The sequence below is a fragment of the Bordetella sp. H567 genome (genome assembly GCF_001704295.1).
Lineage (GTDB): Bacteria > Pseudomonadota > Gammaproteobacteria > Burkholderiales > Burkholderiaceae_B > Bordetella_C.
The window spans coordinates 4,126,749-4,150,852 of sequence record NZ_CP012334.1 but is presented as its reverse complement, the minus strand read 5'-3'; the positions used below and the strand labels follow the sequence as shown (position 1 = coordinate 4,150,852).

General features: G+C 65.7%; 21 protein-coding genes. 7 read left to right on the top strand and 14 right to left on the bottom strand.

Annotation, left to right across the window (positions count from 1 at the left end; all coding sequences use genetic code 11):
• Positions 1 to 4 precede the first annotated feature (4 nt).
• Genes AKI39_RS18655 through cyoA form a run of 7 tightly spaced genes read right to left on the bottom strand, consistent with a single transcriptional unit; the run spans position 5 to position 6,936 of the window.
• A complete protein-coding gene (locus tag AKI39_RS18655) occupies positions 5 to 556 on the bottom strand; it encodes a response regulator transcription factor (protein WP_066639378.1) in 552 nt (183 codons plus the stop codon).
• Positions 534 to 1,931: an ATP-binding protein gene (locus tag AKI39_RS18650; RefSeq protein WP_235610674.1), complete on the bottom strand. Its 1,398-nt coding sequence runs from the start codon at positions 1,929 to 1,931 to the stop codon at positions 534 to 536. The genes AKI39_RS18655 and AKI39_RS18650 overlap by 23 nt, the downstream gene beginning before the upstream one ends.
• Positions 1,928 to 2,767, bottom strand: coding sequence for an SURF1 family protein (locus tag AKI39_RS18645; RefSeq protein WP_083228924.1), 840 nt, complete (start codon positions 2,765 to 2,767; stop codon positions 1,928 to 1,930). The genes AKI39_RS18650 and AKI39_RS18645 overlap by 4 nt, the downstream gene beginning before the upstream one ends.
• Before the next feature lie 2 nt (positions 2,768 to 2,769).
• Entirely contained in the window at positions 2,770 to 3,177 is a 408-nt protein-coding gene (gene cyoD / locus AKI39_RS18640; RefSeq protein ID WP_066639375.1) for a cytochrome o ubiquinol oxidase subunit IV, read from the bottom strand.
• A complete protein-coding gene (gene cyoC / locus AKI39_RS18635; protein WP_066639372.1) occupies positions 3,174 to 3,815 on the bottom strand; it encodes a cytochrome o ubiquinol oxidase subunit III in 642 nt (213 codons plus the stop codon). Before cyoC ends, cyoD begins: the two co-directional genes overlap by 4 nt.
• Positions 3,808 to 5,811 (bottom strand): cytochrome o ubiquinol oxidase subunit I, encoded by a 2,004-nt coding sequence (cyoB, locus tag AKI39_RS18630; protein ID WP_201258517.1) that lies wholly within the window; start codon positions 5,809 to 5,811, stop codon positions 3,808 to 3,810. The genes cyoC and cyoB overlap by 8 nt, the downstream gene beginning before the upstream one ends.
• Positions 5,812 to 5,859: 48 nt before the next feature.
• A complete protein-coding gene (gene cyoA / locus AKI39_RS18625; RefSeq protein ID WP_066639370.1) occupies positions 5,860 to 6,936 on the bottom strand; it encodes a ubiquinol oxidase subunit II in 1,077 nt (358 codons plus the stop codon).
• A 284-nt stretch (positions 6,937 to 7,220) separates the two neighbouring features.
• Between cyoA and AKI39_RS18620 the strand changes: the two genes are divergently transcribed.
• The 6 genes from AKI39_RS18620 (at position 7,221) to AKI39_RS18595 (ending at position 17,359) form a co-directional block, all read left to right on the top strand.
• Complete coding sequence (locus tag AKI39_RS18620) at positions 7,221 to 8,561, top strand: MFS transporter (RefSeq protein WP_083228923.1); 1,341 nt, start codon at positions 7,221 to 7,223, stop codon at positions 8,559 to 8,561.
• 327 nt (positions 8,562 to 8,888) lie between these two features.
• Positions 8,889 to 10,193 (top strand): efflux RND transporter periplasmic adaptor subunit, encoded by a 1,305-nt coding sequence (locus AKI39_RS18615; protein ID WP_066639369.1) that lies wholly within the window; start codon positions 8,889 to 8,891, stop codon positions 10,191 to 10,193.
• Positions 10,194 to 10,259: 66 nt separating this feature from the next.
• Positions 10,260 to 13,463 (top strand): efflux RND transporter permease subunit, encoded by a 3,204-nt coding sequence (locus tag AKI39_RS18610; protein WP_066639368.1) that lies wholly within the window; start codon positions 10,260 to 10,262, stop codon positions 13,461 to 13,463.
• The gene (locus tag AKI39_RS18605) at positions 13,460 to 14,998 is read left to right on the top strand and encodes an efflux transporter outer membrane subunit (protein ID WP_066639361.1); all 1,539 of its coding nucleotides are present in this window, start codon (positions 13,460 to 13,462) and stop codon (positions 14,996 to 14,998) included. The genes AKI39_RS18610 and AKI39_RS18605 overlap by 4 nt, the downstream gene beginning before the upstream one ends.
• A gap of 233 nt (positions 14,999 to 15,231) precedes the next feature.
• Positions 15,232 to 16,623, top strand: coding sequence for an NAD(P)/FAD-dependent oxidoreductase (locus tag AKI39_RS18600; RefSeq protein WP_083228922.1), 1,392 nt, complete (start codon positions 15,232 to 15,234; stop codon positions 16,621 to 16,623).
• Positions 16,624 to 17,086: 463 nt separating this feature from the next.
• Positions 17,087 to 17,359 carry a KGG domain-containing protein gene (locus AKI39_RS18595; protein ID WP_066639359.1) on the top strand — a complete coding sequence of 91 codons (273 nt, stop codon included), beginning with the start codon at positions 17,087 to 17,089 and terminating at the stop codon, positions 17,357 to 17,359.
• Positions 17,360 to 17,419: 60 nt separating this feature from the next.
• On the opposite strand, the gene AKI39_RS25560 is transcribed toward AKI39_RS18595, so the two are convergent.
• On the bottom strand, positions 17,420 to 17,599 hold the full coding sequence (locus AKI39_RS25560; protein ID WP_145925315.1) for a hypothetical protein: 180 nt from the start codon (positions 17,597 to 17,599) through the stop codon (positions 17,420 to 17,422).
• 149 nt (positions 17,600 to 17,748) lie between these two features.
• On the opposite strand from AKI39_RS25560, the gene AKI39_RS18590 reads away from it, so the two are divergent.
• Positions 17,749 to 18,024: a hypothetical protein gene (locus tag AKI39_RS18590; RefSeq protein WP_066639358.1), complete on the top strand. Its 276-nt coding sequence runs from the start codon at positions 17,749 to 17,751 to the stop codon at positions 18,022 to 18,024.
• 13 nt (positions 18,025 to 18,037) lie between these two features.
• On the opposite strand, the gene AKI39_RS18585 is transcribed toward AKI39_RS18590, so the two are convergent.
• The 6 genes from AKI39_RS18585 to AKI39_RS18560 form a co-directional block, all read right to left on the bottom strand.
• The gene (locus tag AKI39_RS18585; RefSeq protein ID WP_235610673.1) at positions 18,038 to 18,982 is read right to left on the bottom strand and encodes a glycosyltransferase family 9 protein; all 945 of its coding nucleotides are present in this window, start codon (positions 18,980 to 18,982) and stop codon (positions 18,038 to 18,040) included.
• 310 nt (positions 18,983 to 19,292) lie between these two features.
• A complete protein-coding gene (gene adhP / locus AKI39_RS18580; protein WP_066639356.1) occupies positions 19,293 to 20,321 on the bottom strand; it encodes an alcohol dehydrogenase AdhP in 1,029 nt (342 codons plus the stop codon).
• A 145-nt stretch (positions 20,322 to 20,466) separates the two neighbouring features.
• Entirely contained in the window at positions 20,467 to 21,684 is a 1,218-nt protein-coding gene (locus AKI39_RS18575; protein ID WP_066639347.1) for an MFS transporter, read from the bottom strand.
• Between the two features lie 5 nt (positions 21,685 to 21,689).
• Positions 21,690 to 22,412: an arsenical resistance protein ArsH gene (gene arsH / locus AKI39_RS18570; protein WP_066643300.1), complete on the bottom strand. Its 723-nt coding sequence runs from the start codon at positions 22,410 to 22,412 to the stop codon at positions 21,690 to 21,692.
• A gap of 46 nt (positions 22,413 to 22,458) precedes the next feature.
• A complete protein-coding gene (gene arsB, locus AKI39_RS18565) occupies positions 22,459 to 23,520 on the bottom strand; it encodes an ACR3 family arsenite efflux transporter (RefSeq protein WP_066639344.1) in 1,062 nt (353 codons plus the stop codon).
• 11 nt (positions 23,521 to 23,531) lie between these two features.
• Positions 23,532 to 24,023 (bottom strand): arsenate reductase ArsC, encoded by a 492-nt coding sequence (locus tag AKI39_RS18560; protein WP_066639335.1) that lies wholly within the window; start codon positions 24,021 to 24,023, stop codon positions 23,532 to 23,534.
• Between the last annotated feature and the right edge of the window lie 81 nt (positions 24,024 to 24,104).

The window sequence follows — 24,104 nt, the reverse complement described above, 5'->3', positions numbered from 1 at the left end:
GCCGCTATTTCACGCGCTGTTTTTCCAGCTTGCGAGCCAGGGTGCGCCGGTGCATGCCCAGGCGCCGGGCCGTCTCGGAAATATTGAACCCCGTCTCGGCCAGCGTTTCGTGGATACGTTCCCATTCCAGCGTCTTGATGGAGGTGGGGCGGTCGCTGAGCTCTGTTTCGATATCGCCGCTGTCCCGTCCGAATGCGTGCTCGATATCGTCGGTGTTGGACGGCTTGGCCAGGTAGTGCCGCGCGCCCAGCTTGATGGCCTCCACCGCCGTGGCGATGCTGGCGTAGCCGGTCAGGACGACGATGACGGTTTCGGGATGGTGTGCATGCAGGGCCTGCACGCATGCCAGGCCCGATGCCTCGCCCTTGAGTTTCAGGTCGACCACCGCATAGCCCGGCTTGTGCTCCGGCAGCAGCGCCTGCAGCGCTTCCAGCCCCGTCGCGTGCAGCACCCGGTAGCCGCGTCGCTCGAAGGAACGGCCCAGCGTGCGGGCGAAGGTTTCGTCGTCCTCGACGATGAGCAGCAGGCGATCCTCAGGGGGCGGCGGTAGCGTCATCGTCTTCCTCCAGCGTGATGGCCGATAGCGGCAGGCGCAGCGTGACGCGGGCACCGCCTTGGGGCAGATTCTCGGCCGACACCGTGCCCCCCAGCGTGCGCGCGACGTTCACGACCAGGAACAGGCCCAAGCCCCCGCCGGGACGGCCCTTGCTGGACTGGTATGGCTTGCCGAAGTGGGCCAGCATGGACTCGGCGAAGCCGGACCCGTCGTCGGTGATTTCAAGCACCAGCGCATCGGTCTCGCGGCGCACGCGCAGCACGATGCCGCGGCGCGCGGCTTCCAGCGCATTGTCGAGCACGTTGCAGATCATCTGCTTGAGCGCCGAATCCGAAACGATGCGCAGATCCGGTCCGAAGTCATTGTCGTAGCGCAGCTGCTCGTCGAAACCGCGCGTCGCGCGCCACTCCGCGACCAGGTCGTCCAGGAAGGTATGCACGGTGGTTTCGGCGGGCGCCTCCCCACGCGCTTCGCCGGCCGACAGCAGAATGCCACCCACGATCGACTTGCAGCGGGCAACGGCCGCCTGCATATCGCCGATTTCCTGCAGCAGCTGCGGGTCGTCCTTGAAGGGTCTCATGTAGCGCCAGTCTCCCAGGATGACCGCCATGGTCGCCAGCGGCGTGCCCAGCTCGTGCGCGGCGCCGGAGGCCAGCAGCCCCATGCGCACGATATGTTCTTCCTCGGCGGCGCGCTGGCGCAGGTCGGCCAGGTGGGCATCGCGTGCGCGCAGATTGCCGTTGATGCGGGTAATGAACACCACCAGCAGCGATGCATTCAAGGCGAAGCAGATCAGCATGCCCTGCACGTACAGGCTTGCCAGGCCGTTGCCGTGATCCAGCGGCAGGGTCAGCGGCCGCCCGGCGGCCGCGAGCAGCATGAAGCACAAGGTGGTGACGATGACCAGCGTCCAGGTGCTCCACGGCTTGAGCAGCACTGCGCCCAGAGTCACCTGCACCAGGTACAGGAAGACGAAGGGATTGGTGGCACCGCCGCTCAGGTAGAGCTGTGCCGTCAGCGCCACCAGATCCACCAGCATCGCCACCAGCAGCTCGGTATTGCTGACTTCCGGCGCCAGGCGCAGGCGCAGCATGCCGACGATATTGAAGGCGATGAGCCCGCCCAGCACGGGCACCATGTAGTTCAGCGGCAGCAGCACGCCGAATCCCATCACCACCACGTAGATGGTGGCGATCTGCCCTAGCACGGCGATCCAGCGCAGCGTGATCAGCTGCTGCATGTTCTTGTGGCCGGTGGTGTCGTGCCTGCCGCGTCCGCGTGGGCGCGGTGGGGGGGAACCGGCCCCCGGCGCGGAGGCAACGGGCCGGTCGGCCATCCGTCCCGCCGGCGTGTCGGGGGTGTGGTCCGCGTTCATGGGTGGCGCGGCGCCCGAGGCTGCCGCTGGTGGCGTTCGTCGCGGATGACGTACACGGCCGCGCCGGCCACCATCAAGGCCAGGGCATACCACGTGATCGCGTAGACCAGGTGGCTGTTGTGAAAGGCGATGACCGTCATGCCGGCCCTGGGCCACGCATCGGGTGCCGCGCCCGGCGCGGCCGCCGCGTCGACGAAATAGGGCGCCGTGTCGGACAGGCCGCGCGCTGCCGCGATGGCCCGCACGTCGCGCGAGTACCAGCGATCCGCGGCGGGATCGTTGTGCCGGAGGAAACCGCCACCCGGTTCTGTCATGCGCAGCAGGCCGGTGACGGTCACTTCGCCGTTGTCGGGGTGGTCGATGCGGTTACGCTGGTCGCCCGGCACGAAACCACGATTGACCAGCACCGTGCTGCCGTCATCGCGCCGCAGCGGCGTGATCACCCAATAGCCGCTGCCCAGCTCCGTGGTGGCCTGGGCCAGGGCTTCCTTGCCGTATTCGTAGCGTCCCGTCAGGAAAACATGGCGGTATTCGTCGGCGTCGGCGCTGATGGCCGGCCAGCGTGCCCGGTCCGGCGCGGGCGCCGCGGGCGCATGGACCCGCTGCTCCACCCGCGCGATCAGATCCAGCTTCCATGCGCGCCGATGTACCTGCCAGGTCCCCAGCGCGCAGAAGCCCGCAAAAAGCAACACCGCCACGACCGCCATGCAGACAAGGGCTGCAGGGCGGCGCCGGATGACGGTTTCGGCATCCGGCCGGGCGGTGGATGGACCCCGGCGCTGCGTGGATCGGGTGGATCCGCTATTGCGCGAGGGGGCCCCGTTGGACAGCGCCATGCTCAGGGCATGTTCTTCATGTCGGTCATGGACGGCATCATGTTCACGTTCAGGTGATACATGACCCAGAGCGATCCGGCCAGCGTGATGACGACGATCACCACGGTGAAGATCAGCGCCAGCATGGTCCAGCCGCCTTCGGAACGGGTATTCATGTGCAGGAAGTAGATCATGTGCACCACGATCTGCACCGCCGCCAGGCCCAGGACGACCATGGCGGTCGTGCTGGACTGGGCGAACACCTTGTTCATGACAACCCAGAACGGAATCGCCGTCAGGATCACCGACAGGATGAAGCCCGTCATGTACCCCTTGAAGGTGCCGTGCGCGGCGCCGTCGCCGTGGTCGTCGTGATGATCGTGGCCATGGTCGTGATCGCCATGGGCCAGCGTAGCGTCATGCGTGCTCATGGCAGCACTCCCATCAAGTAGACAAAGGTGAACACGCCGATCCAGACGACGTCCAGGAAGTGCCAGAACATCGACAGGCACATCAGGCGGCGCTTGTTGGCCGCGGTCAAGCCGAAGCGGCCGACCTGGACCATCAGGGTGATCAGCCAGATGATGCCGCTGGTGACGTGCAGGCCGTGCGTGCCCACCAGGGTAAAGAAGGACGACAGGAAGGCGCTGCGGCCGGGCCCGTTGCCTTCGTGGATCAGGTGCGCGAATTCGAACAGTTCCAGTCCGATGAACGCCGCGCCGAACAGCCCGGTGATCAGCAGCCAGAACTGCGTGGCGCCCACGCGGTTGCGGTTCATCTCCAGCATGGCGAAGCCATAGGTAATGGACGACAACAGCAGCATGGAGGTGTTCAGCGCGACCAGCGGCAGGTCGAACAGGTCGGCGCCCGACGGGCCGGCCGCATAGCTGCGGCCCAGCACGCCGTAAATCGCGAACAGGCTGGCAAAGATGAGGCAATCGCTCATCAGGTAGACCCAGAAGCCCAGCAGCGTGCCGTTCTTCGGGTGGTGCTCCTCGGTCAGGTAGAAACTGAGGGCCTCCGGCGACGCCGCGCCGCCGGGTTGCGTAAGGACGGTGGTTTTAGACATGGTTTGCTAGCAGACGGGTACGCTCGGCTTCGACGCGAACGACTTCGTCCGCAGGAATGTAGTAATCACGCTTGTAGTTGAAGCTGTGGCCGATCGCCACCGCCAGGACGGCGACGAACGATACGATCACCAGCAGCCACATTTGCCAGATCATGCCGAACCCGAACAGGGTGCACAGGCCGGCCAGGATGATGCCCGCCGCGGTGTTCTTCGGCATGTGGATGGGGATGAACCCTTCCGTCGGGCGCTGTGCGCCGCGCTGCTTCATTTGCCACCAGGCGTCGCCTTCATGGATCTGCGGGGTGAAAGCGAAGTTGTAGGCGGGCGGCGGCGACGACGTCGACCATTCCAGCGTGCGGCCGTTCCAGGGGTCGCCGGTGACGTCGCGCAGCTGTTCGCGGCGGCGGATGCTGACGTAGATCTGGATCAGGAAGCAGGCAATGCCGATGGCGATCAGCACGGCGCCGAAGGCCGCGATGACGAACCACACCTGCAGCGACGGATCGTCGAAGTGGTTCATGCGGCGCGTCACGCCCATCAGGCCCAGGATGTACAGCGGCATGAAGGCGACCCAGAAGCCCACCAGCCAGAACCAGAACGAGCACTTGCCCCAGAACTCGTCCAGCTTGAAGCCGAAGGCCTTGGGGAACCAGTAGTTGATGCCGGCGAACATGCCGAACACCACGCCGCCGATGATCACGTTGTGGAAGTGGGCGATCAGGAACAGGCTGTTGTGCAGCACGAAGTCGGCGGGCGGGACGGCCAGCATCACGCCGGTCATGCCGCCGATCACGAAGGTCACCATGAAGCCCACCGTCCACAGCATCGGCACGTCGAAACGGATGCGCCCGCGGTACATGGTGAACAGCCAGTTGAAGATCTTCGCCCCGGTCGGGATGGAGATGATCATGGTGGTGATGCCGAAGAACGAGTTCACGCTCGCCCCCGAACCCATGGTGAAGAAGTGATGCAGCCACACCAGGTAGGACAGCACGGTGATCACGACGGTGGCGTACACCATGGAGGCATAGCCGAACAGGCGCTTGCCGCTATAGGTGGACACGACTTCCGAGAACACACCAAACGCCGGCAGGATCAGGATGTACACCTCGGGGTGGCCCCAGATCCAGATCAGGTTCACGTACATCATCGGGTTGCCGCCGAAGTCGTTCGTGAAGAAGTTCGTGCCGACGTAGCGGTCCAGCGTCAACAGGGCCAGCACCGCGGTCAGGATGGGGAAGGCCGCGACGATGAGCACGTTGGTGCACAGCGAGGTCCAGGTGAAGATGGGCATCTTCATCATGCCCATGCCGGGCGCGCGCATCTTCACGATGGTGACCAGCAGGTTGATCCCTGATAGCAATGTCCCCAGGCCCGCGACCTGCAATCCCCAGATGTAGTAATCCACCCCCACGTCCGGACTCTGCAGGATGCCCGACAGCGGCGGATACGCCAGCCAGCCCGTGCGCGCGAACTCGCCGACGAACAGCGAGGTCATCGTCAACGCGGCGCCGCCCACGGTCATCCAGAAGCTGAAGTTGTTCAGGAAGGGAAACGCGACGTCGCGCGCGCCGATCTGCAGCGGCACGACGTAGTTCATCAGCCCCGTGACCAAAGGCATGGCCACGAAGAAGATCATGATGACGCCGTGCGCGGTGAAGATCTGGTCATAGTGATGCGGCGGCAGGTAGCCGGCCGAGTCGCCGAAGGCGATGGCCTGCTGCAGCCGCATCATGATCGCGTCGGAGAAGCCGCGCAGCAGCATGATGATCGCCAGCACGATATACATGACGCCGATCTTCTTGTGGTCGATGCTGGTGAACCAATCGCGCCACAGATAGCCCCAGACGCGGTAGTACGTCAACGCGCCCAGCAGCGCGAGGCCGCCGATGGCAACGAAGATGAACGTCATCACCAGGATGGGTTCGTGGTAGGGAATGGCCTCTAGCGATAGGCGGCCAAGTAGGAGTTTGTGCAGGTCTAGGTTCTCAAACATCTCGATTCCCGTGACGGGACGCGCAAGGCGAAAAGAAAAGCGGGCGGCTCAAAGCGGTACGCGGTCGTCCAGGACGCCCGACCCCGTGGGGTTGGCGGGCGTGCAGACGGCGCCGACGTAATTGCGGGCGGGCGTCCCGGCCAGGCCGAGACGGACGCGGGTCGAAGCATCGGTGGCGACGTTATACGTGCCGGACTTGCCCAGGCCGCCCTTCTCGTCGATGGCCATCATGTCCTTCAGGCACATGCGGTTCGACTCGACGCAGCGGTTCAGGATGGCGTCGAAGAGGTCCGCATCCACCTTGGCGTAGCGCCGCACGGGGTCTTTTTCGCTGGGCTGTGCCAGCTTCAGGTAGACCTCGCGCGTCAGGTCGCCGCCGCCTTCACGCGTTTGTTGGACCCAGTTGTTGAAATCGGCGGTGTTCATGCCGTAGAACTTGAAGCGCATGTCCGAGAAGCCCGCGCCGCTGTAGTTGGCGGAAAAGCCTTCGTACACGCCAGCGGTGTTGATCACCGCGTGCAGCTGGGTTTCCATGCCGGCCATCGCATACACCTGGCCTGCCAGTGCCGGAATGAAGAAGGAGTTCATCATCGTCGACGCCGTGATCTTGAATTGGATCGGGCGGTTGACCGGGGCGACCAGCTCGTTGACGGTGGCGATGCCTTCTTCCGGGTAGATGAAGAGCCACTTCCAGTCCAGCGCCACCACGTCGACCGTCAGCGGCTTGACGTTGGTGGGCAATTCGTGGCCTTCGGCGATGCGGTCCAGGGGCCGGTACGGGTCCAGCCGGTGCGTGGTGACCCAGGTCAGCGCGCCCAGCGCGATGATGATGAGCAGGGGCGCGGACCAGACCACCAGTTCGACCACCGTGGAATGGTGCCATTCCGGATCGTAGGTGGCATTGGTATTCGACGCGCGATAGCGCCAGGCGAAGACCAGGGTCAGGATGATGACGGGGATGATGATGATCAGCATCAACGCGGTCGAGATGATGATGAGATCGCGTTGCTGCATTGCAATATCCCCGGAAGGGGACATAACGACCGCTTTACAGCCACCCAGCAGGGCGAGCAGAGCGACGAAGGGAAGCAGGATAAGTCGGCGGGGGAGCTTGGAGGATGACATGCCGGGCGACAAAAGCCTAAACGGAAACGGAGCGGAAGCCTGACGGGTGTGTAAGAACCGCGTAAGCTGGAAAGAAAAAATCACGCGAAATGTACAATTTTTGACGCACTGCGGAAAGTGGACATTTTGTCCTACCTATGGCGGCAAGCGGAAAGTCATGCCATGCTAAGGCGTGCCGGGCCTGAGCAAGGGCAATATTCGGTAAGCAGCAGGCCCGCGCGATAGACGGAAGCGGTCTCCAGAGACAGGGATCGCCGGTGTAGCAACAATCGCGAGGAAATAAGATGTCCATGACTGCAGGATTCCCCCGTGCGTCCTCGACTTCGCTCGAGCACGACGCCAGGTTGACTACCGCCGATCATTCCAAGGTCGCGCCCGGAGAAATCGCGATCGGCGTCGTCATCGGGCGAGCGTCCGAATACTTCGATTTCTTCGTGTACGGGATTGCGTCGGTACTGATCTTCCCGCAGGTGTTTTTCCCGTTTCTCACGCGGCTCGAAGGCATACTTGCCGCCTTCGTCATATTTTCCTTCGCCTTCATCGCCCGGCCTTTCGGCACGGCCTTGTTCATGGCCGTGCAGCGTCGCTGGGGCCGGGCGGCCAAGCTGACCGTTGCCCTGTTCCTACTGGGGACGGCCACCGCCGGAATCGCGTTCCTGCCCACGTTCAACACCCTGGGCGGCCGCGCCATTATATTGCTTGCCGTTTTCCGCTGCCTCCAAGGGCTGGCGACCGGCGGCGCCTGGGATGGCCTGCCGTCGCTGCTGGCCTTGAACGCACCGCAGGAGCGCCGCGGCTGGTATGCGATGCTGGGCCAGCTGGGCGCGCCCATCGGCTTCCTCCTGGCGGGCGGGCTGTTCCTGTATCTGCACACCAATCTGAGCGCGGACGATTTTTCCGACTGGGGTTGGCGCTATCCCTTCTACGTGGCTTTCGCGATCAACGTCGTCGCGCTGTTCGCCCGGCTGCGCCTGGTGGTCACGCATGAATACACGCGGCTGCTGGAAGAGGGCGAACTGGAACCCATCCCAGCCACCACGCTGATCCGGCAACAGGGCTACAACGTCTTCCTGGGCGCCTTCGCGGCGCTGGCCAGCTATGCGCTGTTCCACCTGGTCACGATCTTCCCTCTGTCCTGGCTGGCCCTGCAGTCCACGCAGTCCATCGATGCCATCCTCAGCATCCAGATTGTCGGGGCCTTCCTGGGTATCCTGGGCACCATGGCCTCGGGCTGGCTGGCCGACCGGATCGGCCGCCGCAATACGCTGGGCGCCCTGGCCTGCCTGATCGGCGTATTCAGCCTGTGCACGCCGTGGCTGCTGGATGGCGGGACCGCGGCACAGGATGCCTTCATTCTTGTCGGGTTCATCCTGCTGGGCCTGTCGTATGGCCAGGCCTCCGGCACCGTGACGGCCAATTTCAACCGCCGTTTCCGCTACACGGGCGCCGCCTTCACCGCCGATTTCGCCTGGCTGTTCGGCGCCGCCTTCGCGCCCGTCGTCGCGCTCAGCCTGTCGGCCCGCTTCGGCCTGGTGGCGGTCAGCATCTATCTGCTGTCCGGCGTGGCGTGCACGCTGCTGGCGCTGCGCATCAACCGTTCGCTGGAGCTGCAGACGCGAGATTGAGGGCGCGCGGGCGCCGCCGCGCGGCGCCTCGCTCAATGACCTAGCCGGGCGCTTGCCCGGCTTTTTGTTGCCTTGTGTAAGCATGGCAGGGCGGCTTCGCGCCCATGTGTTACGTGCTACGCCCGGGAAATGTATCCGCGCACATGCGCAGATGAAACTTCAGCGCACAATATGGTGCGAATTCGGTGAATGAGTTACATTAACGCGGCCCGCGGGGGAAAATGGGGTAGGGGCATGGTTTGCGTATCGCCATGAGCGCCGGTCCTTGGCGCCTCCGCTTCATTCGAAGAAAACGGCATCGCCGCATGCCGATGGCGAGAGGATTCCATGCACTTTGCGCCTCGACGCAACCCCAAGCGCGTAGCTGTCCCCCTGATTACCTTCACCGCCGCGGCGCTTTTCCTGGCGGGGTGCGGCGAACGGCCGCAACTGAATCCCGGTCCACCGCAAGTCAGCGTCGTCACCGTCCAGCCCGAAAGCGCGCCCAGCGTCGCGGACCTGCCCGGCCGTGTCGATGCCGTGCGCGACGCGCAGATCCGCGCGCGCGTTACCGGCATCGTCCAGAAGATCGTTTTCCAGCAGGGCGGCGACGTCAAGGAAAACCAGCTGCTGTTCAAAATCGATCCCGCGCCCTACAAGGCCGCCTACGACCAGGCCGCGGCGCAATTGAAACAGTCGCAGGCCGACCTGTTCAGCGCCAAGGCGCTGGCCGACCGCTATGCGCCGCTGGTCAAGGCCAATGCGGTCAGCAAGCAGGAATACGACAACGCGGTGGCCAGCTATCGGCAGGCCGAGGCCGCGGTGGCCGCCGCCAAGGCCAATCTGCAGAACGCGGCCATCAACCTGGGCTACACCAACGTGACGTCGCCGATCACGGGCCGCATCGGCAAGCCGCTGATCACCGAGGGCGCGCTGGTCGAAGGCACCTCGGCCACCCAGATGGCCCTGGTGCAGCAGCTCGATCCCATCTACGTCGACTTCACGCAGTCCACCACGGACCTGGCGGCGCTGCGCAAGGCCTTTGCCTCGGGCCGGCTGCAGAAGGTCGGCGATAACGCGGCCTTGGCCGAAGTCGTGCTGGAAGATGGCTCGACTTATTCGCACAAGGGCAAGCTGCTGTTCACCGGCATTACCGTCGATCCCTCGACCGGCCAGGTCAATCTGCGCGCCGAGTTTCCCAATCCGGATACCGTTCTGCTGCCCGGCATGTATGTGCGCGTGCGGCTTACCCAGGGCGTGGACGACAGGGCCTTGCTGGTGCCCCAGCAGGCGCTGCAGCGCACGCCCGACGGCTTGCAAAGCCTGCTGCTGGTGAAGGACGGCAAGATCGACCAGGTGAGCGTCACCACGGGCAACGCCATCAATGGGCGCTGGGTGGTGACCAGCGGGCTGAATGCCGGCGACGTCGTGGTCGTGGAAGGCTTCCAGAAGGTCCGTCCTGGCGCGCCCGTGAAGGTCTCGCAATGGGCCCCGGGCCAAGCCACTGCCGCGGCACCCGGCCAGGCGGGCGCCGCGGCCGGTCAGGCCGGCGCGGCCTCGTCGGGCGCGCCTCGGCAGGCCCCGGCCGCTGGCGCGGGTGGGGAGCCCGGCAAGCAGCCGGCGCCGGCCCGGCCGGCCGAACAGAAGTCGTAATCGGCGAGGCGCCGAGCCGGGCCGCCGTTCCCCGCTTCATGAGTATCGTCTTCAAGGTCAGGCCTCATGCCGCAATTTTTTATCGATAGACCGATTTTTGCCTGGGTTGTCGCGCTGTTCATCCTGCTCGCCGGGCTGCTCGCGATTCCCAATATGCCGGTTTCGCAGTATCCCAACGTCGCGCCACCGGCCATCGAAATCACGGCGACCTATCCCGGGGCCTCGGCCAAGGAAGTGGCCGACTCGGTGACGAGCCTGATCGAGGACCAGCTCAACGGCGCCAAGGGCTTGCTGTATTACGAGTCGGTCAGCGACTCGAACGGCCAGTCCACCATTACCGCCACCTTCGCACCGGGCCGCGATCCGGACCTGGCGCAGGTGGACGTGCAGAACCGCGTCGCCAACGTGACCGCCCAGCTGCCGGCGGCGGTGGCGCAACAGGGTGTGCAATTCCAGCAGACCAGCACGGGCTTCCTGATGATCGTCACGGTGTCCTCCACCGACGGCACCATGGACCAGACCGCGCTGGCCGACTACGTCACGCGCAACGTCAAGAACCCCGTGTCGCGCGTGCCCGGCGTGGGCCAGTTCCAGTTGTTCGCCGCGCCGCGCGCCATGCGCATCTGGGTCGATCCGCAGAAGCTGGTCGGCTACAACCTGAGCATGTCCGACGTCAATCGGGTCATTGCCCAGCAGAATGTCCTGATTTCCGGCGGGAATATGGGCGGGCCGCCCAATCCGGCGGCCCAGCGCACCACGGCCACCGTGATCGCCAACGGCCAGCTCTCGACGGTGGAGGGCTTCGGCAACCTGGTGCTGCGCGCGAACACCGACGGTTCGGTGGTGCGCATACGTGACGTCGCGCGTGTCGAGATCGGGGCGGACAACTACTTCTTCGGCGCGCGCCTGAACGGCAAGCCGACGGCCGCCTTTGCCATCATCCTGTCGCCGGACGCCAACGCCCTGGCCACCGCCAAGGGCGTGCGCCAGCAGATGGAGCAGTTGTCGAAGTACTTTCCCGCCAACATCAAGTACGACATTCCCTACGACACCGCGCCCTACGTCCAGACCTCGATCTCCGATGTGGTCAAGACGCTGCTGGAAGCGATGGTGCTGGTGTTCCTGGTGATGTTCCTGTTCCTGCAGAATGTGCGCTACACCATCATCCCGGCCCTGGTCGTGCCGGTGGCGATGATGGGCGCCTTCGCGGTCATGCTGGCGCTGGGCTTTTCCATCAACGTGTTGACCATGTTCGCGATGGTGCTGGCGATCGGCATCCTGGTGGACGACGCCATCGTGGTGGTGGAAAACGTCGAGCGGATCATGGCGACCGAAGGCCTGTCGCCCAAGGAAGCGACGTCGCGCGCGATGCCGCAGATCACCGGGGCCATCACCGGCATTACGCTGGTGCTGGTCAGCGTCTTCCTGCCGCTGGCCTTCATGGGCGGCTCGGTAGGGGTGATCTACCGGCAGTTCGCCGTGGCCATGGCGGTGTCGATTTTCTTCTCCGCCTTCCTGGCGCTGAGCTTCACGCCTGCCCTGTGCGCGACCATCCTGAAACCCGTGCCGGCGGACCGGCATGAGGAAAAGCGCGGCTTTTTCGGCTGGTTCAACCGACGTTTCGATCGGGGCACGCACGCTTACCAGAACTGGGTTTCGCGCATCCTGCACAAGGGCGGCCGGATGATGTTGATCTACCTGGTGCTGGTCCTGGCGCTGGGCTGGCTGTATTGGCGCATGCCGTCGTCCTTCCTGCCGGAAGAAGACCAGGGCTATGTGATCAGCAACATCGAACTGCCGTCGGGGTCCAGCGCGAACCGCGCCGTCGAGGTGCTGCAGGACGTGGAAAAGTACTTCCTGGCGCAGCCGCAGGTACAGAACATCATCGCGGTGCAGGGCTTCAGCTTCAATGGCAACGGCCTGAATGCCGCCATTGCCTTCACCACCCTGAAGGACTTCGACCAGCGCAAGTCGCGCGCGGATTCCGCGCAGGCGGTGTCGTTCCGGGCATTGAACAGCCTGCTGATGGGCATCCACGACGCCATGGTGTTCACGGTGATGCCGCCGGCGATTTCCACGCTGGGCAACGCCACGGGCTTCGATTTCCGCCTGCAGGACCGTGCCGGCGCGGGCACCGAAGCCCTGGGCGCGGCCACGGGCCAATTGATGGGCCTGGCCATGAAGAGCCCGGTGCTGTCGCAGGTTCGCATCTCCGGCCTGGGGCCGAGCGCCCAGCTGTCGTTGACCATCGACCGCCAGAAGGCGGCGGCCCTGGGCGTGGACTTCGACGAAGCCGCGGCGCTGATCTCCACCGCCGTGGGCAGCGCGCTGATCAACAAGTTTCCCAATTTCGGCCGCATGCAGAACGTCTGGGTGCAGGCGGATGCGCCCTACCGCATGCAGGTGGAAGATATCCTGAACCTGAACGCGCGCAACGGCACTGGCGGCATGGTGCCCTTGTCCAGCTTCGTCTCGGCGAAGTGGGGCCAGGGGCCTGTGCAGATCGTGCGCTACAACAGCTATGAATCCATCCGCATCTCGGGCGACGCGGCGCCGGGCCATACCAGTGGCGAAGCCATGCTGGAAATGGAGCACCTGATGACGCAGCTGCCACCGGGCTTCGGCTACGAGTGGAACGGCTTGTCGTACCAGGAGCAGCAGGCGGGCAACCAGGCGCCCATCCTGATGGGGCTGTCGCTGCTGGTCGTGTTCCTGGTGCTCGCGGCCCTGTACGAAAGCTGGGCGATTCCCTTGTCGGTGATGCTGGTCGTGCCGCTGGGGATGCTGGGCGCCGTCGGCCTGGTGGGCTTGCTGGGCATGTCCAACGACGTGTACTTCCAGGTCGGCATGGTGACGGTCATCGGCCTGGCCGCCAAGAACGCCATCCTGATCGTCGAGTTCGCCAAGGACCAGTACGCGCGCGGCGCCGGGCTTTACGAAGCCGCGGTGGAGGCCGCCCGCCTGCGGTTTCGCCCCATTTTGATGACCTCGCTGGCCTTCATCCTTGGCGTGATTCCGCTGGCCATCGCCAGCGGCGCGGGCGCCGCCAGCCAGCGTGCGGTGGGTTTGGGCGTGCTGGGCGGGATGCTGGCCGCCACGCCGTTCGCCGTGATTTTCGTGCCCACCTTCTTCGTCGTCGTGCTGGGCTTGTTCAAGACCAGGCCGCGCCTGCTGGGCGCGGAAAAACACGCCTTCGAGCAGGAGCAGGCGGTGAAACGGGCTCAGGAGGGGCCGCCGCCGAGGCCCGCCACCGAAGGGAAGGCCGAATGATGCGCCCGCAGCCCATGTTGAAACACGCCGCGCTGGCCACGGCTGTCGCCGCCGCGCTCAGCGCTTGCACGCTCGCACCGAAGTACGAGCGGCCCGCCGCGCCCGTCCAGGCGGACTGGCCGGATCAACCCAAACTGGTGTACAGCGGCGACGACAAGGCCGCGACGGCCGGCACCCAGCCCGCCGCGGCGGTGGCTCCAGCCGGCGATGTCGCGGCGGCCGACGTCGGCTGGCGCGATTTCTTCCGCGATCCGCGGCTGCAGGCCCTGATCGCGGTCTCGTTGCAGAACAACCGCGATCTGCGCGTGGCGGTGCAGCGCGTGGAGGAAGCCCGCGCCCAATGGGGCGTGCAGCGCGGTCAACTGTTTCCCAGCATAGGTGCCGGCATCCAGGGCACGCGGCAGCGCCTGCCGCCTGACCTGCGTGCGGGCGGCCCGCATTCGCCCTCGATCAGCAGCCAATACCAGGCAGGCCTGGGATTGACCACCTTCGAGATCGACCTCTTCGGCCGGCTGCGCAGCCTGTCGGAGGCCGCTTACCAGCAATACCTATCCACGGAACAGGCGCGCCGCAGCGTGCAGATTTCCCTGGTGGGCGAGGTGGCGCAGGCCTACCTGAACCTGCGCGCCGCCGACGTGCAGCTCGAGCTCACACGCAAGACGCTGGACGCGCGGCAGGCATCCTATGACCTGGTCAAGCGCCGCTTCGACGGCGGCGTGTCGTCGGAATTGGACTTGAACCAGGCCAAGTCGTTGCTGGACGCCGCATCGGCCAACCTGGCGGAATTGGCGCGCCTCCAGGCCCAGGCGGTGAACGCGCTGGTGCTGCTGATAGGCGCACCGCTGCCGTCGGGCCTGCCGCCCGCCGCGCCTTTCGACAACGCGCAGGTGCTGGCGACCATCCCGGCCGGCCTGCCGTCCGCGCTGCTGGAACGCCGCCCCGACATCCTTGCGGCCGAAAGCGCCTTGCGCGCGGCCAACGCTAATATCGGCGCTGCGCGCGCGGCGTTCTTTCCGACGATTTCCCTGACCGGCCTGCTGGGCGCGGCCAGTCCGTCCCTGGACGACCTGTTCAAGGGCGGCCATGGGTTCTGGAGTTTTTCGCCTTCCATCACAACGCCCATCTTTGCCGGCGGGGCGATACGTTCGAACCTGGCGGTGGCCGAGGCACGCAACAACATCGCGGTGGCGCAATACGAGAAATCCATCCAGCAGGCGTTCCAGGAGGTCTCGGACGCGCTGGCGGGCGAGGCGACCTACGGTACGCAGGTGCAGGCCCTGCGTGCATTGGAGGCATCGTCCGCGCGCACAGTGGATCTGTCCACCATGCGCTACAACGGCGGCGTGGACAGCTACCTGCAGGTGCAGAACGCCCAGGTGACGTACTACAACGCGCAACTGCAACTGGTACAGGCAGGCCTGGGCGCGCTGCTGAACCGTGTCGCCCTGTACAAGGCGCTGGGCGGCGGTTGGGAAGAAACCACGAAGAGGCCTGAGCAGACCGCGGATTCCTCCAACGGCCAGCCACGGCCGTAGCCCGTCCGGCCGTCATCGGCCCCGCCGGGACTTGGGCCAGACCGTGCGCGCCGCAAGGGGCGTCGGGCTTGCAGACCTTGGCTGGCCATATCGGCGCGCGGCGCATCACGCGCCGTGGGCCGCGACCGCGATGGAACACCGTTTGCTGGCCCAAAAGGATAGGCCGGCGGCCGGAGGGCCGCCCCGTTTCCTTGCGCCGTCCCCGGCGGCGGCGCCCGCGCCGAGGTGTCCTTATGCCCGAAACCCCCGTATTTCTGCGCGAACAATCGCAGCCCGACAAACCCGGAAGCGCCGATGCCGGCGTGCCCACGCGGGCACAGGCCGCGAGGCCGCCGCACCGCGTCGTCATCGTGGGCGGCGGCGCGGGCGGGCTGGAGTTGGCCACCGAACTGGGCCGCAAGCATGGCCGCCAGCACGTCACCCTCGTGGACAGCCACATGCTGCATATCTGGAAACCCACCCTGCACGAGGCCGCCGCGGGCACGGTGGACGTCCAGCAGGAAGGCCTGTCCTACCTGATGCTGGCCAGCCTGTCGCATTTCAACTTCGTCCTGGGATCGATGCAGGGCGTGGACCGCGCCCGTCGCATCGTCCACGTCGGCGCCGTGTCCGGCCTGACGGGCCAACCATTGCTGCCCGAGCGCGACATTGCCTATGACACCCTGGTCGTCGCGGTGGGCAGTACCTCGAACTTCTTCGGCACGCCCGGCGCGCGCGAACATGCGATCACGCTGGATACGCCGGAATCGGCCGAACAATTCCGTCTCACCATGCTGCAAGCCATGGTCAAGGTCGACCAGGCCAAAGCCGGCGATCCGCAGGCCAAGCTGAATATCGCCATCGTCGGCGGGGGGGCCACGGGGGTTGAATTGGCCGCGGAACTGCGGGAAGCCAGCCGCCTGGTTGCCGCCTACGAGTTGTCGAACTTCGACCCGCGCCGGGACCTGGCAATACGCATCATCGAGGGCGCGCCCCGCATCCTGGCTGGGTTGCCGGAGCGGCTGTCGCGCGCCGCGCAGCGGCGGCTGGAGAGCCTGGACATCGCCATCGAAAGCGGCTGCCTGGTATCCGAGGTCACGCAGGACTCCGTGCACACCAAGGATGGCCGCACATTTCCCGCGGATCTTTGCATGTGGGCCGCGGGCATCAAGGGCCCGGACGTCCTGGGCAATCTGGATCTGCCGCGCAACCGCGCGGGCCAGCTGGAGGTGGATGCCCGGTTGCAGACGGAAGACCCGCATATCCTGGCTTTTGGCGATTGCGCCGCGGCGCCGCGTCCGGACGGCAAGGTCGTGCCGGCGCGCGCACAGGCGGCGCACCAGGAAGCCAGTTACCTGCGCCGCCGCCTCAGCGCCCGGATCACCGGCAAGCCGGAACCGTCGGGCGATTTTGTGTACAAGGACCGCGGCTCGCTGGTGGCGCTGGGCCGTGAGCGCGGCGTGGGAAGCCTGATGGGCGCGCTGCTGGGACGCGGTTTCTTCGTTAGCGGGACGATCGCGCGCTGGATGTATGCCAGCCTGCACCTGCTGCATCACCGTACCGTGCTGGGGTTTTCCCGCACGGTGTCGCTGGCGCTGGCTCGCCTGTTGACCCGGCGCACACACCCGCGCGTCAAGTTGCATTGAGCCAAAAAAAGAGGCCACTGCGGGTGCGGTGGCCTCAAAGCTCGTGTGCGGGTCTCCGACGTACCAGCTGCTTGTAACAGCCCGTCGACCCGCGGGAAAAATAGCATCGCACCAGGCATTACAGGTCCAGTGGCGTCACTGTTTGTAAGCGTGGGGTGTGGGCCCGCGGGCTGGCCCGTAACGCTTGCGGAGCCTAACAGGCAGTTGTTTGGCGTTGAGAGCAAGCGCCCACCGGGCCGCCCGGCAATACATATTAAGTAACATCGCGGTACGGAAATCGTGCGCCACTGCTGGTTTTGCTTTTCCCCGTAAGGCCTACAAAGGCGGTAAGTGGTGCCGATCCTTAGAAATCCCGGCCGGCGCTTGCCGATTCATCGTCGGGTGCGGCATGCAAGGGAATCCCTGAACGCGCCTTATTGGGCACGCCCGTTGCCTGATTCATGCCACTGACCAAAGGGGGCGCATGATGACAGAGGAACGCAAAACGGGCCGCAAGCCGAGGGGCTTTGCCGCGATGGATCCCGAGCTGCTGCGTGGGATCGCCGCACAGGGAGGCCGCGCCGCCCACGCCATGGGCAAGGCCCATCGATTCGATTCGCAGGAAGCCAAGCAGGCCGCGGCCAAGCGGCACGCGGGCAAATCCGTCAAGCCGGATGCGGGCAAGACAGATCGCACCGAACGGGACCGCGAGGAAGCGCACACGCCAGCGGCCGCGACGGTGGAACATAAATCCTGAGTGCCGGTTGCGGACGGCGTCGCGACGCCGCTGCTGCGAGCGCCTGGCGGACAGCGGATTTCAACGCACGCGGCGCAAGCCGACGTATCCCTCGTCCGCGTCGTACAGGTAGTCGAACACGTTCAGCGCATGCACGCAGGCCGGCATACCCGGCTCCGCGCCCGTCGGCGGCGCGAGAAGGGCACAGAGGGGCGAGGCGCGGCGGCAAGGAGATGGACGGCGCGCATAACGGCCGGTCATGACCGAACACGCATACGCTGGCCGGTCTAGGGCAGATCGCCGCCCGCGTTCGGACTAGGACGTACGCCTAGCTATCTTCGGCGGGCCCAGGCCGGGACACTCCCATCCGAGCCCGTCAATGGGACGGGCCAGCATACCGGGAGCGTACGATGATCCAAGCAACGGCAATGCGCACGAACGGCGACCATGGCGGCGGCGATTTCCCCTGGCCCTGGCACAGCGGCCAGGTATCCAGGACCGAGCTGGGCAGCCTGGCGATACCGATCCATTCCCAGGTGGTGACCTTTCTGCTGGGCGACCTGATCGGACGGAAACTGCGGATATCGTCCGGACCGGTATCGATGGATCGCGAGCCGGGCCGCGTGACCATCCTGACGGATGCCGCGGGCCGGATCACCGACATGTGGGTGGATCCGGACGAATAAGTTCGCCGCCGGATCAGCGAGGTAGCGGCCTGGAATTTCCGGCCGCTTCGGCGGCCGCGCGTCCGTCGTCCTCCACCCATTTCCGCAGCTTATCGAAGGTGCGCAAGGTCCTTCCCACGGTGGTGGCCTCGCGCCAATAGGCACGGCGCAGCCATCGCATCGGCAGCCACCAAGGCTGCACCACCAATCCCGGCGCCCAGACCGGCCGCCATCGGCGCATGTTCCGGGGGCGGTCCACGATGGTCACGGTTGGAATCCCACAGGCCGACGCAAGATGCCCGATGCCGGAATCCGTGCCGATGAACCAGCCGGATTCGTAGATCGCCTCCGCGGTGTGGGCCAGATCGGGGGCATCCAGGATGGACAAGCCATGCCGGGCCAGCAAATCCCGCCACTCCGCCCGCTCCGCCGGTGCCAGCACGAAAACCGGTTCGAAACCTCGCGTGCGCAGCACGGTGGCCAGGGCGACATACTGGCTCGGTTTCCAGCATCGGGCAGCTTCGCTGGACGTCGGGTGGATGATGACGCGGCGCTCATGCAAGCGAGGCCGCAGGTGGGCGGGGGCTTGCAAACCGATTTCGCGCGTCCAGTCGCTCAAGCCGAACAGGGATAGCGTGAACGCGCGGAAACTGGCCATGGCGCCGTTGTACCGGTGGGCGTGGCCTGGGGCGCCGTCGCTCCAGCTGGGGCTGCCGCGTCCCCCGCTGTCCATCGGCGCCTTGGGCGCCGGCCGCGACTTTATGGCCCGGAACTGGGCAAAACGTTCGTCCAGCCCCGCAATCGGACCACTCGCGGCCATCTGGATGATGGCAGCGTAATCGCCCAGCGCTGCAATTTCGTCTTCGCCGGGCAGCGGCCGTATATCGAAGCCGGGAAACCAGTTCGCCAACGCATACCCGTGTGTACCGAAGACCACCACGCGGCGCCCGGCCCGCCTCAGGTTGTTGGCGATGTTCATCAGAAACAACGAATCCCCCAGGCGGGCGGACAAGATCAACGCGATCGCCCCATCTTTTTTTATCGAAAATCCTTGCCGTTCCATCACTTGCCTATTTGCCGGCCGGGCCACGATATGTCGTTCTGCCGCGGCCATGTTGCGTGAAGCCGCGCCGTGCCGCCACGCAGGCGACAGGCGTTGCGCAACCGTCCAGTCCGCGCCGCGCGCGCGAAAGTGCGCGAGCACGGGCTGACGGGCGGTTGCCCGTGGCTTTATAAACCCAGCGGGCGCGGGTGGAAAGCGCAAGCTTGGATTTCCTGGGGAATGCCGGCTACTTCTGGAAGTCGATGACGATACGTCCCTGAATGTCGCCGTGATGCATGCGCGAAAAAATCCCGTTGATGTCTTCCAGCTTTTCGGTGGCGACCGTCGCCTTGACCTTGCGCGCGCCGGCGAAGTCCAGCGCCTCCTGCAGGTCCAGCCGCGTGCCCACGATGGAGCCGCGCACGGTGATGCCGTTCAGCACGGTGTCGAAGATGGAGAGGGGAAAGTCGCCCGGCGGCAGGCCGTTCAGCGATACGGTGCCGCCGCGTCCGACCATGCCCAGCGCCTGCTCGAACGCCTTCGGCGATACCGCCGTTACGAGCACGCCCTGCGCGCCGCCGATCTCCTTCTTCACGAAGGCGACCGGATCGCTCTTGCGGGCGTTGATCGCCAGCGCCGCCCCAAGGTGGCGGGCCAGGTCCAACTTCGCGTCGTCGATGTCGACCGCAAGGACATTCAGGCCCATGGCCTTGGCGTACTGCACAGCCAGATGGCCAAGGCCGCCGATGCCGGACACCACCACCCAATCGCCCGGCTTGGTGTCGGTGACCTTCAGCCCCTTGTACACCGTTACGCCCGCGCAGAGGATGGGGGCGATGTCGATGAAGGAGACGTTATCCGGCAGGTGGCCGACGTAGTTGGGGTCGGCGACGACGTACTCGGCGAAGCTGCCGTTCACGGAATAGGCGGTGTTCTGCTGCTCCATGCACAGCGTTTCCCAACCGCCCAGGCAGTGCCGGCAATGGCCGCAGGCGGTATAGAGCCACGGAACGCCCACGCGATCGCCTTCCTTCACGTGCCTGACGGCGGCGCCTATGCCGACGACGTGTCCCACGCCTTCATGGCCGGGAATGAAAGGCGGTTTAGGCTTGACGGGCCAATCGCCGTCGGCCGCGTGCAGGTCTGTATGACAGACGCCGGTGGCGGCGATCTTGACCAGGATCTGGCCGGGTCCGGGCGTCGGTACGGCCACTTCCTCGATTACAAGCGGTTTGCCGAATTCACGGACGACCGCGGCCTTCATGGTCTTTGTCATGCGGTTTCTCCTTGGCCGGCCATGCGCGGCGTACGGTCCGCGCCCGGCGTACGGTCCGCGCGATGCGGACCCAAGAAGAGCGTAGGCGTACCTTCAAACCTGCGTTGTGATCTGAATCAAGCGCGACCCGGATGGGCCTTCGTGCCTACCTGCCGCCAGGCGTGGCGGCGCCGGCCGATGCCGGTTCGCGCACGTTCCCCATGTCGGCATTGAGCGTAAGCAGGGCGGCGAAGCCGATCGCGCTCAGCGTGGCTGATACCCATAGCGCCCCGTCGCCCCATTGGTCCAGGCACAGGCCGAAGAGCCATGGCGCCAAGGCCTGGGCGATGCGCGCCGGCACCATCAACATGCCCTGCCGCGCGCCGTAGCCCTGCGAGCCGAACAGCACCAGGGGAAGCGTGCCCTTGGCTATCGTCAGGATGCCATTGCCGGCGCCATGAAGGATGACAAAGACCGACGCAAGCGGCGCGCCGAAAAACAGCAGCAATAGGGCACCGACGGGATGCGCCACCGTCGCCAGGCGCGCCGAGAGCAGCGGATGTACCTTGCGCAGCAAGCCGAACTCCAGGATGCGCGCGCCCACTTGTGCCGGACCCATCAAAGCCCCGGCTGCCACGGCCGCGGCGAAGGTCGCGCCCGCGCCCATCAGCAGGCGCGGCAGGTGGGCGGCCAACGCGGTACTGATGAACCACGTAATGGCGAAGACCACCGCCAGGACCACGGACGGCCACGTGGTCCGAGCGGGTGTCGGGTTCTCCGCCGGCCTCGCGCGCGGCGCGTGTTCGGCGGCGGCGGATGGCGATGGCGAGGGCAACAGGTAATTCAGTGGCAGGGCCAGGATCAAATGCAGGGCCGCCCAGGCATGGCACGCCTCGCGCCAGCCGAACTCCACTTGCAGGAAACTGGTCAGCGGCCAACCCACCGTACTGGCGAAGCCGGCGATAAGCGTGATGCCCGAGATCGCGCCCCGCGACGATTGCCCATACAGACGCACCAGCGAAGCAAACGCGGCTTCGTACAAGCCGCTGCCCATCCCGATGCCCAGCACCGCCCACGCCGCGAACAGCCCGAAGGGGGAATGCACGCTTCCCAGCCAGAACAGGCCCAGGGCAAAGATCAGATTGGTTGCGATCAGCACGGGGCGTCCGCCCCAGCGATCGATGGCCCGGCCGGAATAAGGGCCGAGCAGGGCGGAGATCAGCAGCGCGAAGGAAAACGCCGCAAACACCGTGGGCACGCCGATGCCTAGGTCCCGGGCCATCGGCACGCTCAACACGGCGGGCAGATAGTAGGAGGAGGCCCAGGCCAGCGTCTGCGTGGTTCCGAGCGCCGCGACAACGCTGATGCGGTGGGATAGACGCATGGCTGTCAGAGCGCTCCTTGGTTGACACGTGCGGAGAGCTGCTGGGCGTTCTCTTTCCGTTCGCTGTAGCGATCCACCAGGTAAGCCGCGATGTCGCGCGTCAGCAGCGTGAACTTCATCAGTTCCTCCATCACGTCGACCACCCGGTCGTAGTAGCTGGATGGCTTCATGCGGCCCGCTTCGTCGAATTCCAGGAAGGCCTTGGGCACGGATGACTGATTGGGTATGGTCAGCATGCGCATCCAGCGGCCCAGCACGCGCATCTGGTTCACGGCATTGAAGGACTGCGAACCGCCGGACACTTCCATGACCGCGAGGGTCTTGCCCTGGGTGGGCCGGATGGCGCCCAGCGTCAGAGGAATCCAATCGATCTGCGCTTTCATGATGCCGGTCATTGCACCATGGCGTTCGGGCGACGTCCACACCATGCCTTCGGCCCATTGCACGAGTTCGCGCAGTTCTTGCACCTTGGGATGGGTGGCCGGTGCATCGTCCGGCAGCGGCAGGCCCGATGGGTGGAAAATCCTGACGTCGCCGCCCAGCGCCTGCAGCAGCCGCGCCGCCTCTTGGGTCAGCAATCGGCTATAGGAGCGTTCGCGGACCGAACCATAAAGGAGCAGGAAGCGGGGTGCGTGGTGGGCGGGCCGCTCGGACGGCCACAGCCGTTCGGGGTCCGGCATATGCAACAGCGCCGGTACAACGTTGGGTAGGTGCTTGCGTTCAGACACGGCGGTGTTCACGGAAAGAGTGGCGGCGGATGGGCCCGATGCGCCGTCAGGCGCGCTCGTACCAGGCGCGACTGCGATTGGCGACGCGCACAACGATCAGCATGACGGGCACTTCGACCAGCACACCCACCACCGTAGCCAACGCCGCGCCGGACTGGAAGCCGAACAGGCTGATGGCCGCGGCGACGGCCAACTCGAAGAAGTTGCTGGCGCCTATCAGGGCCGATGGGCAGGCCACGTTGTGCTTTTCCCCGGCCCAGCGATTCAGTCCATAGGCCAGCCCGGCATTCAGGAATACCTGGATCAGGATGGGCACGGCCAGCATGGCGATCACCAGCGGCTGCCGCAGGATGGCCTGGCCCTGGAAGGCGAACAGCAGGACCAGCGTCAGCAGCAGCGCGGCGATGGACAAGGGGCCGATCCTGTTCAACGCGGCGTCAAGCGACGATTGGCCACGACGCAGCAACGTCCGGCGCCATGCCTGCGCAATGAAGACTGGAATGACGATGTAGAGCGCGACCGACGTCAGCAGCGTTTCCCAGGGCACGATGATGGACGACAACCCCAGCAGCAGCCCGACGATGGGCGCGAAGGCGAACACCATGATGGTATCGTTCAGCGCGACCTGCGATAGCGTGAACAAGGGGTCGCCGCCCGTCAGGCGGCTCCATACGAACACCATGGCCGTGCATGGGGCGGCAGCCAGCAGGATCAATCCCGCGATATAGCTATCGAGTTGATCCGCGGGCAGCCAGGCGGCGAACAGCTGGCGGATGAACAGCCAGCCCAGGAAGGCCATCGAGAACGGCTTCACCGCCCAATTCACGAACAGCGTGACGCCTATGCCGCGCCAGTGCTGGCGCACCTGGCCCAATGCGCCGAAGTCCACCTTCATCAGCATGGGGATGATCATCAGCCAGATCAGCAGGCCCACGGGCAGGTTGACCTGGGCGATCTCCCAGCGCCCGATGGTCCGCGATAGTCCGGGCGCCCAGGTTCCGAAGGCAACGCCGGCGACGATGCAGAGCAGGACCCACAACGACAGATAGCGTTCGAAGAGGCTCATGGGCGCGGGGGCATGCCCCACCGTGGCTGTGTGTACCGACATGCGCGCTTCCCTTACGCCTTGCCTATGCCATGCAGCTCGTGCTGCAGCGACATGGCGTCCAGGCGCGCGAGCGGCAGCGCCAGCAACAGCTCGACGCGGCGCTTGAGGGTAACCGCGGCATCGTGGAACGCCTTGCGCCTGGCTTCATCGCTGCCTTCGACGGCGGCCGGATCCGGCACGCCCCAGTGGGCGGACATGGGCTTGCCGGGCCATACGGGGCATACTTCGCCGGCCGCGTTGTCGCACACCGTGAAGATGAAATCGAATTGGGGGGCATCGGGCCGGGCGAACTCGTCCCAGCTTTTGCTGCGATAGCCGCCGGGGGGCATGCCGAAACGTTCGAGCGTTGCCAGCGCCAGCGGATGGACCTCGCCCTTCGGGTAGCTGCCGGCGGAGTAGGCCTGGAACCTACCTTGGCCCAGCCCATTGAGCAGGCCTTCGGCCAGGATGGAGCGGGCGGAATTGCCCGTGCAGATGAACAGTGCGTTGTAGACCTTGGACATGCGTGCCTCGGTGGGGGCGGGGTTATGGGATTGGTTTGGGCGGCCGGCTATGACTTCCGCCGGGGTTGTGGGGTACGGCGG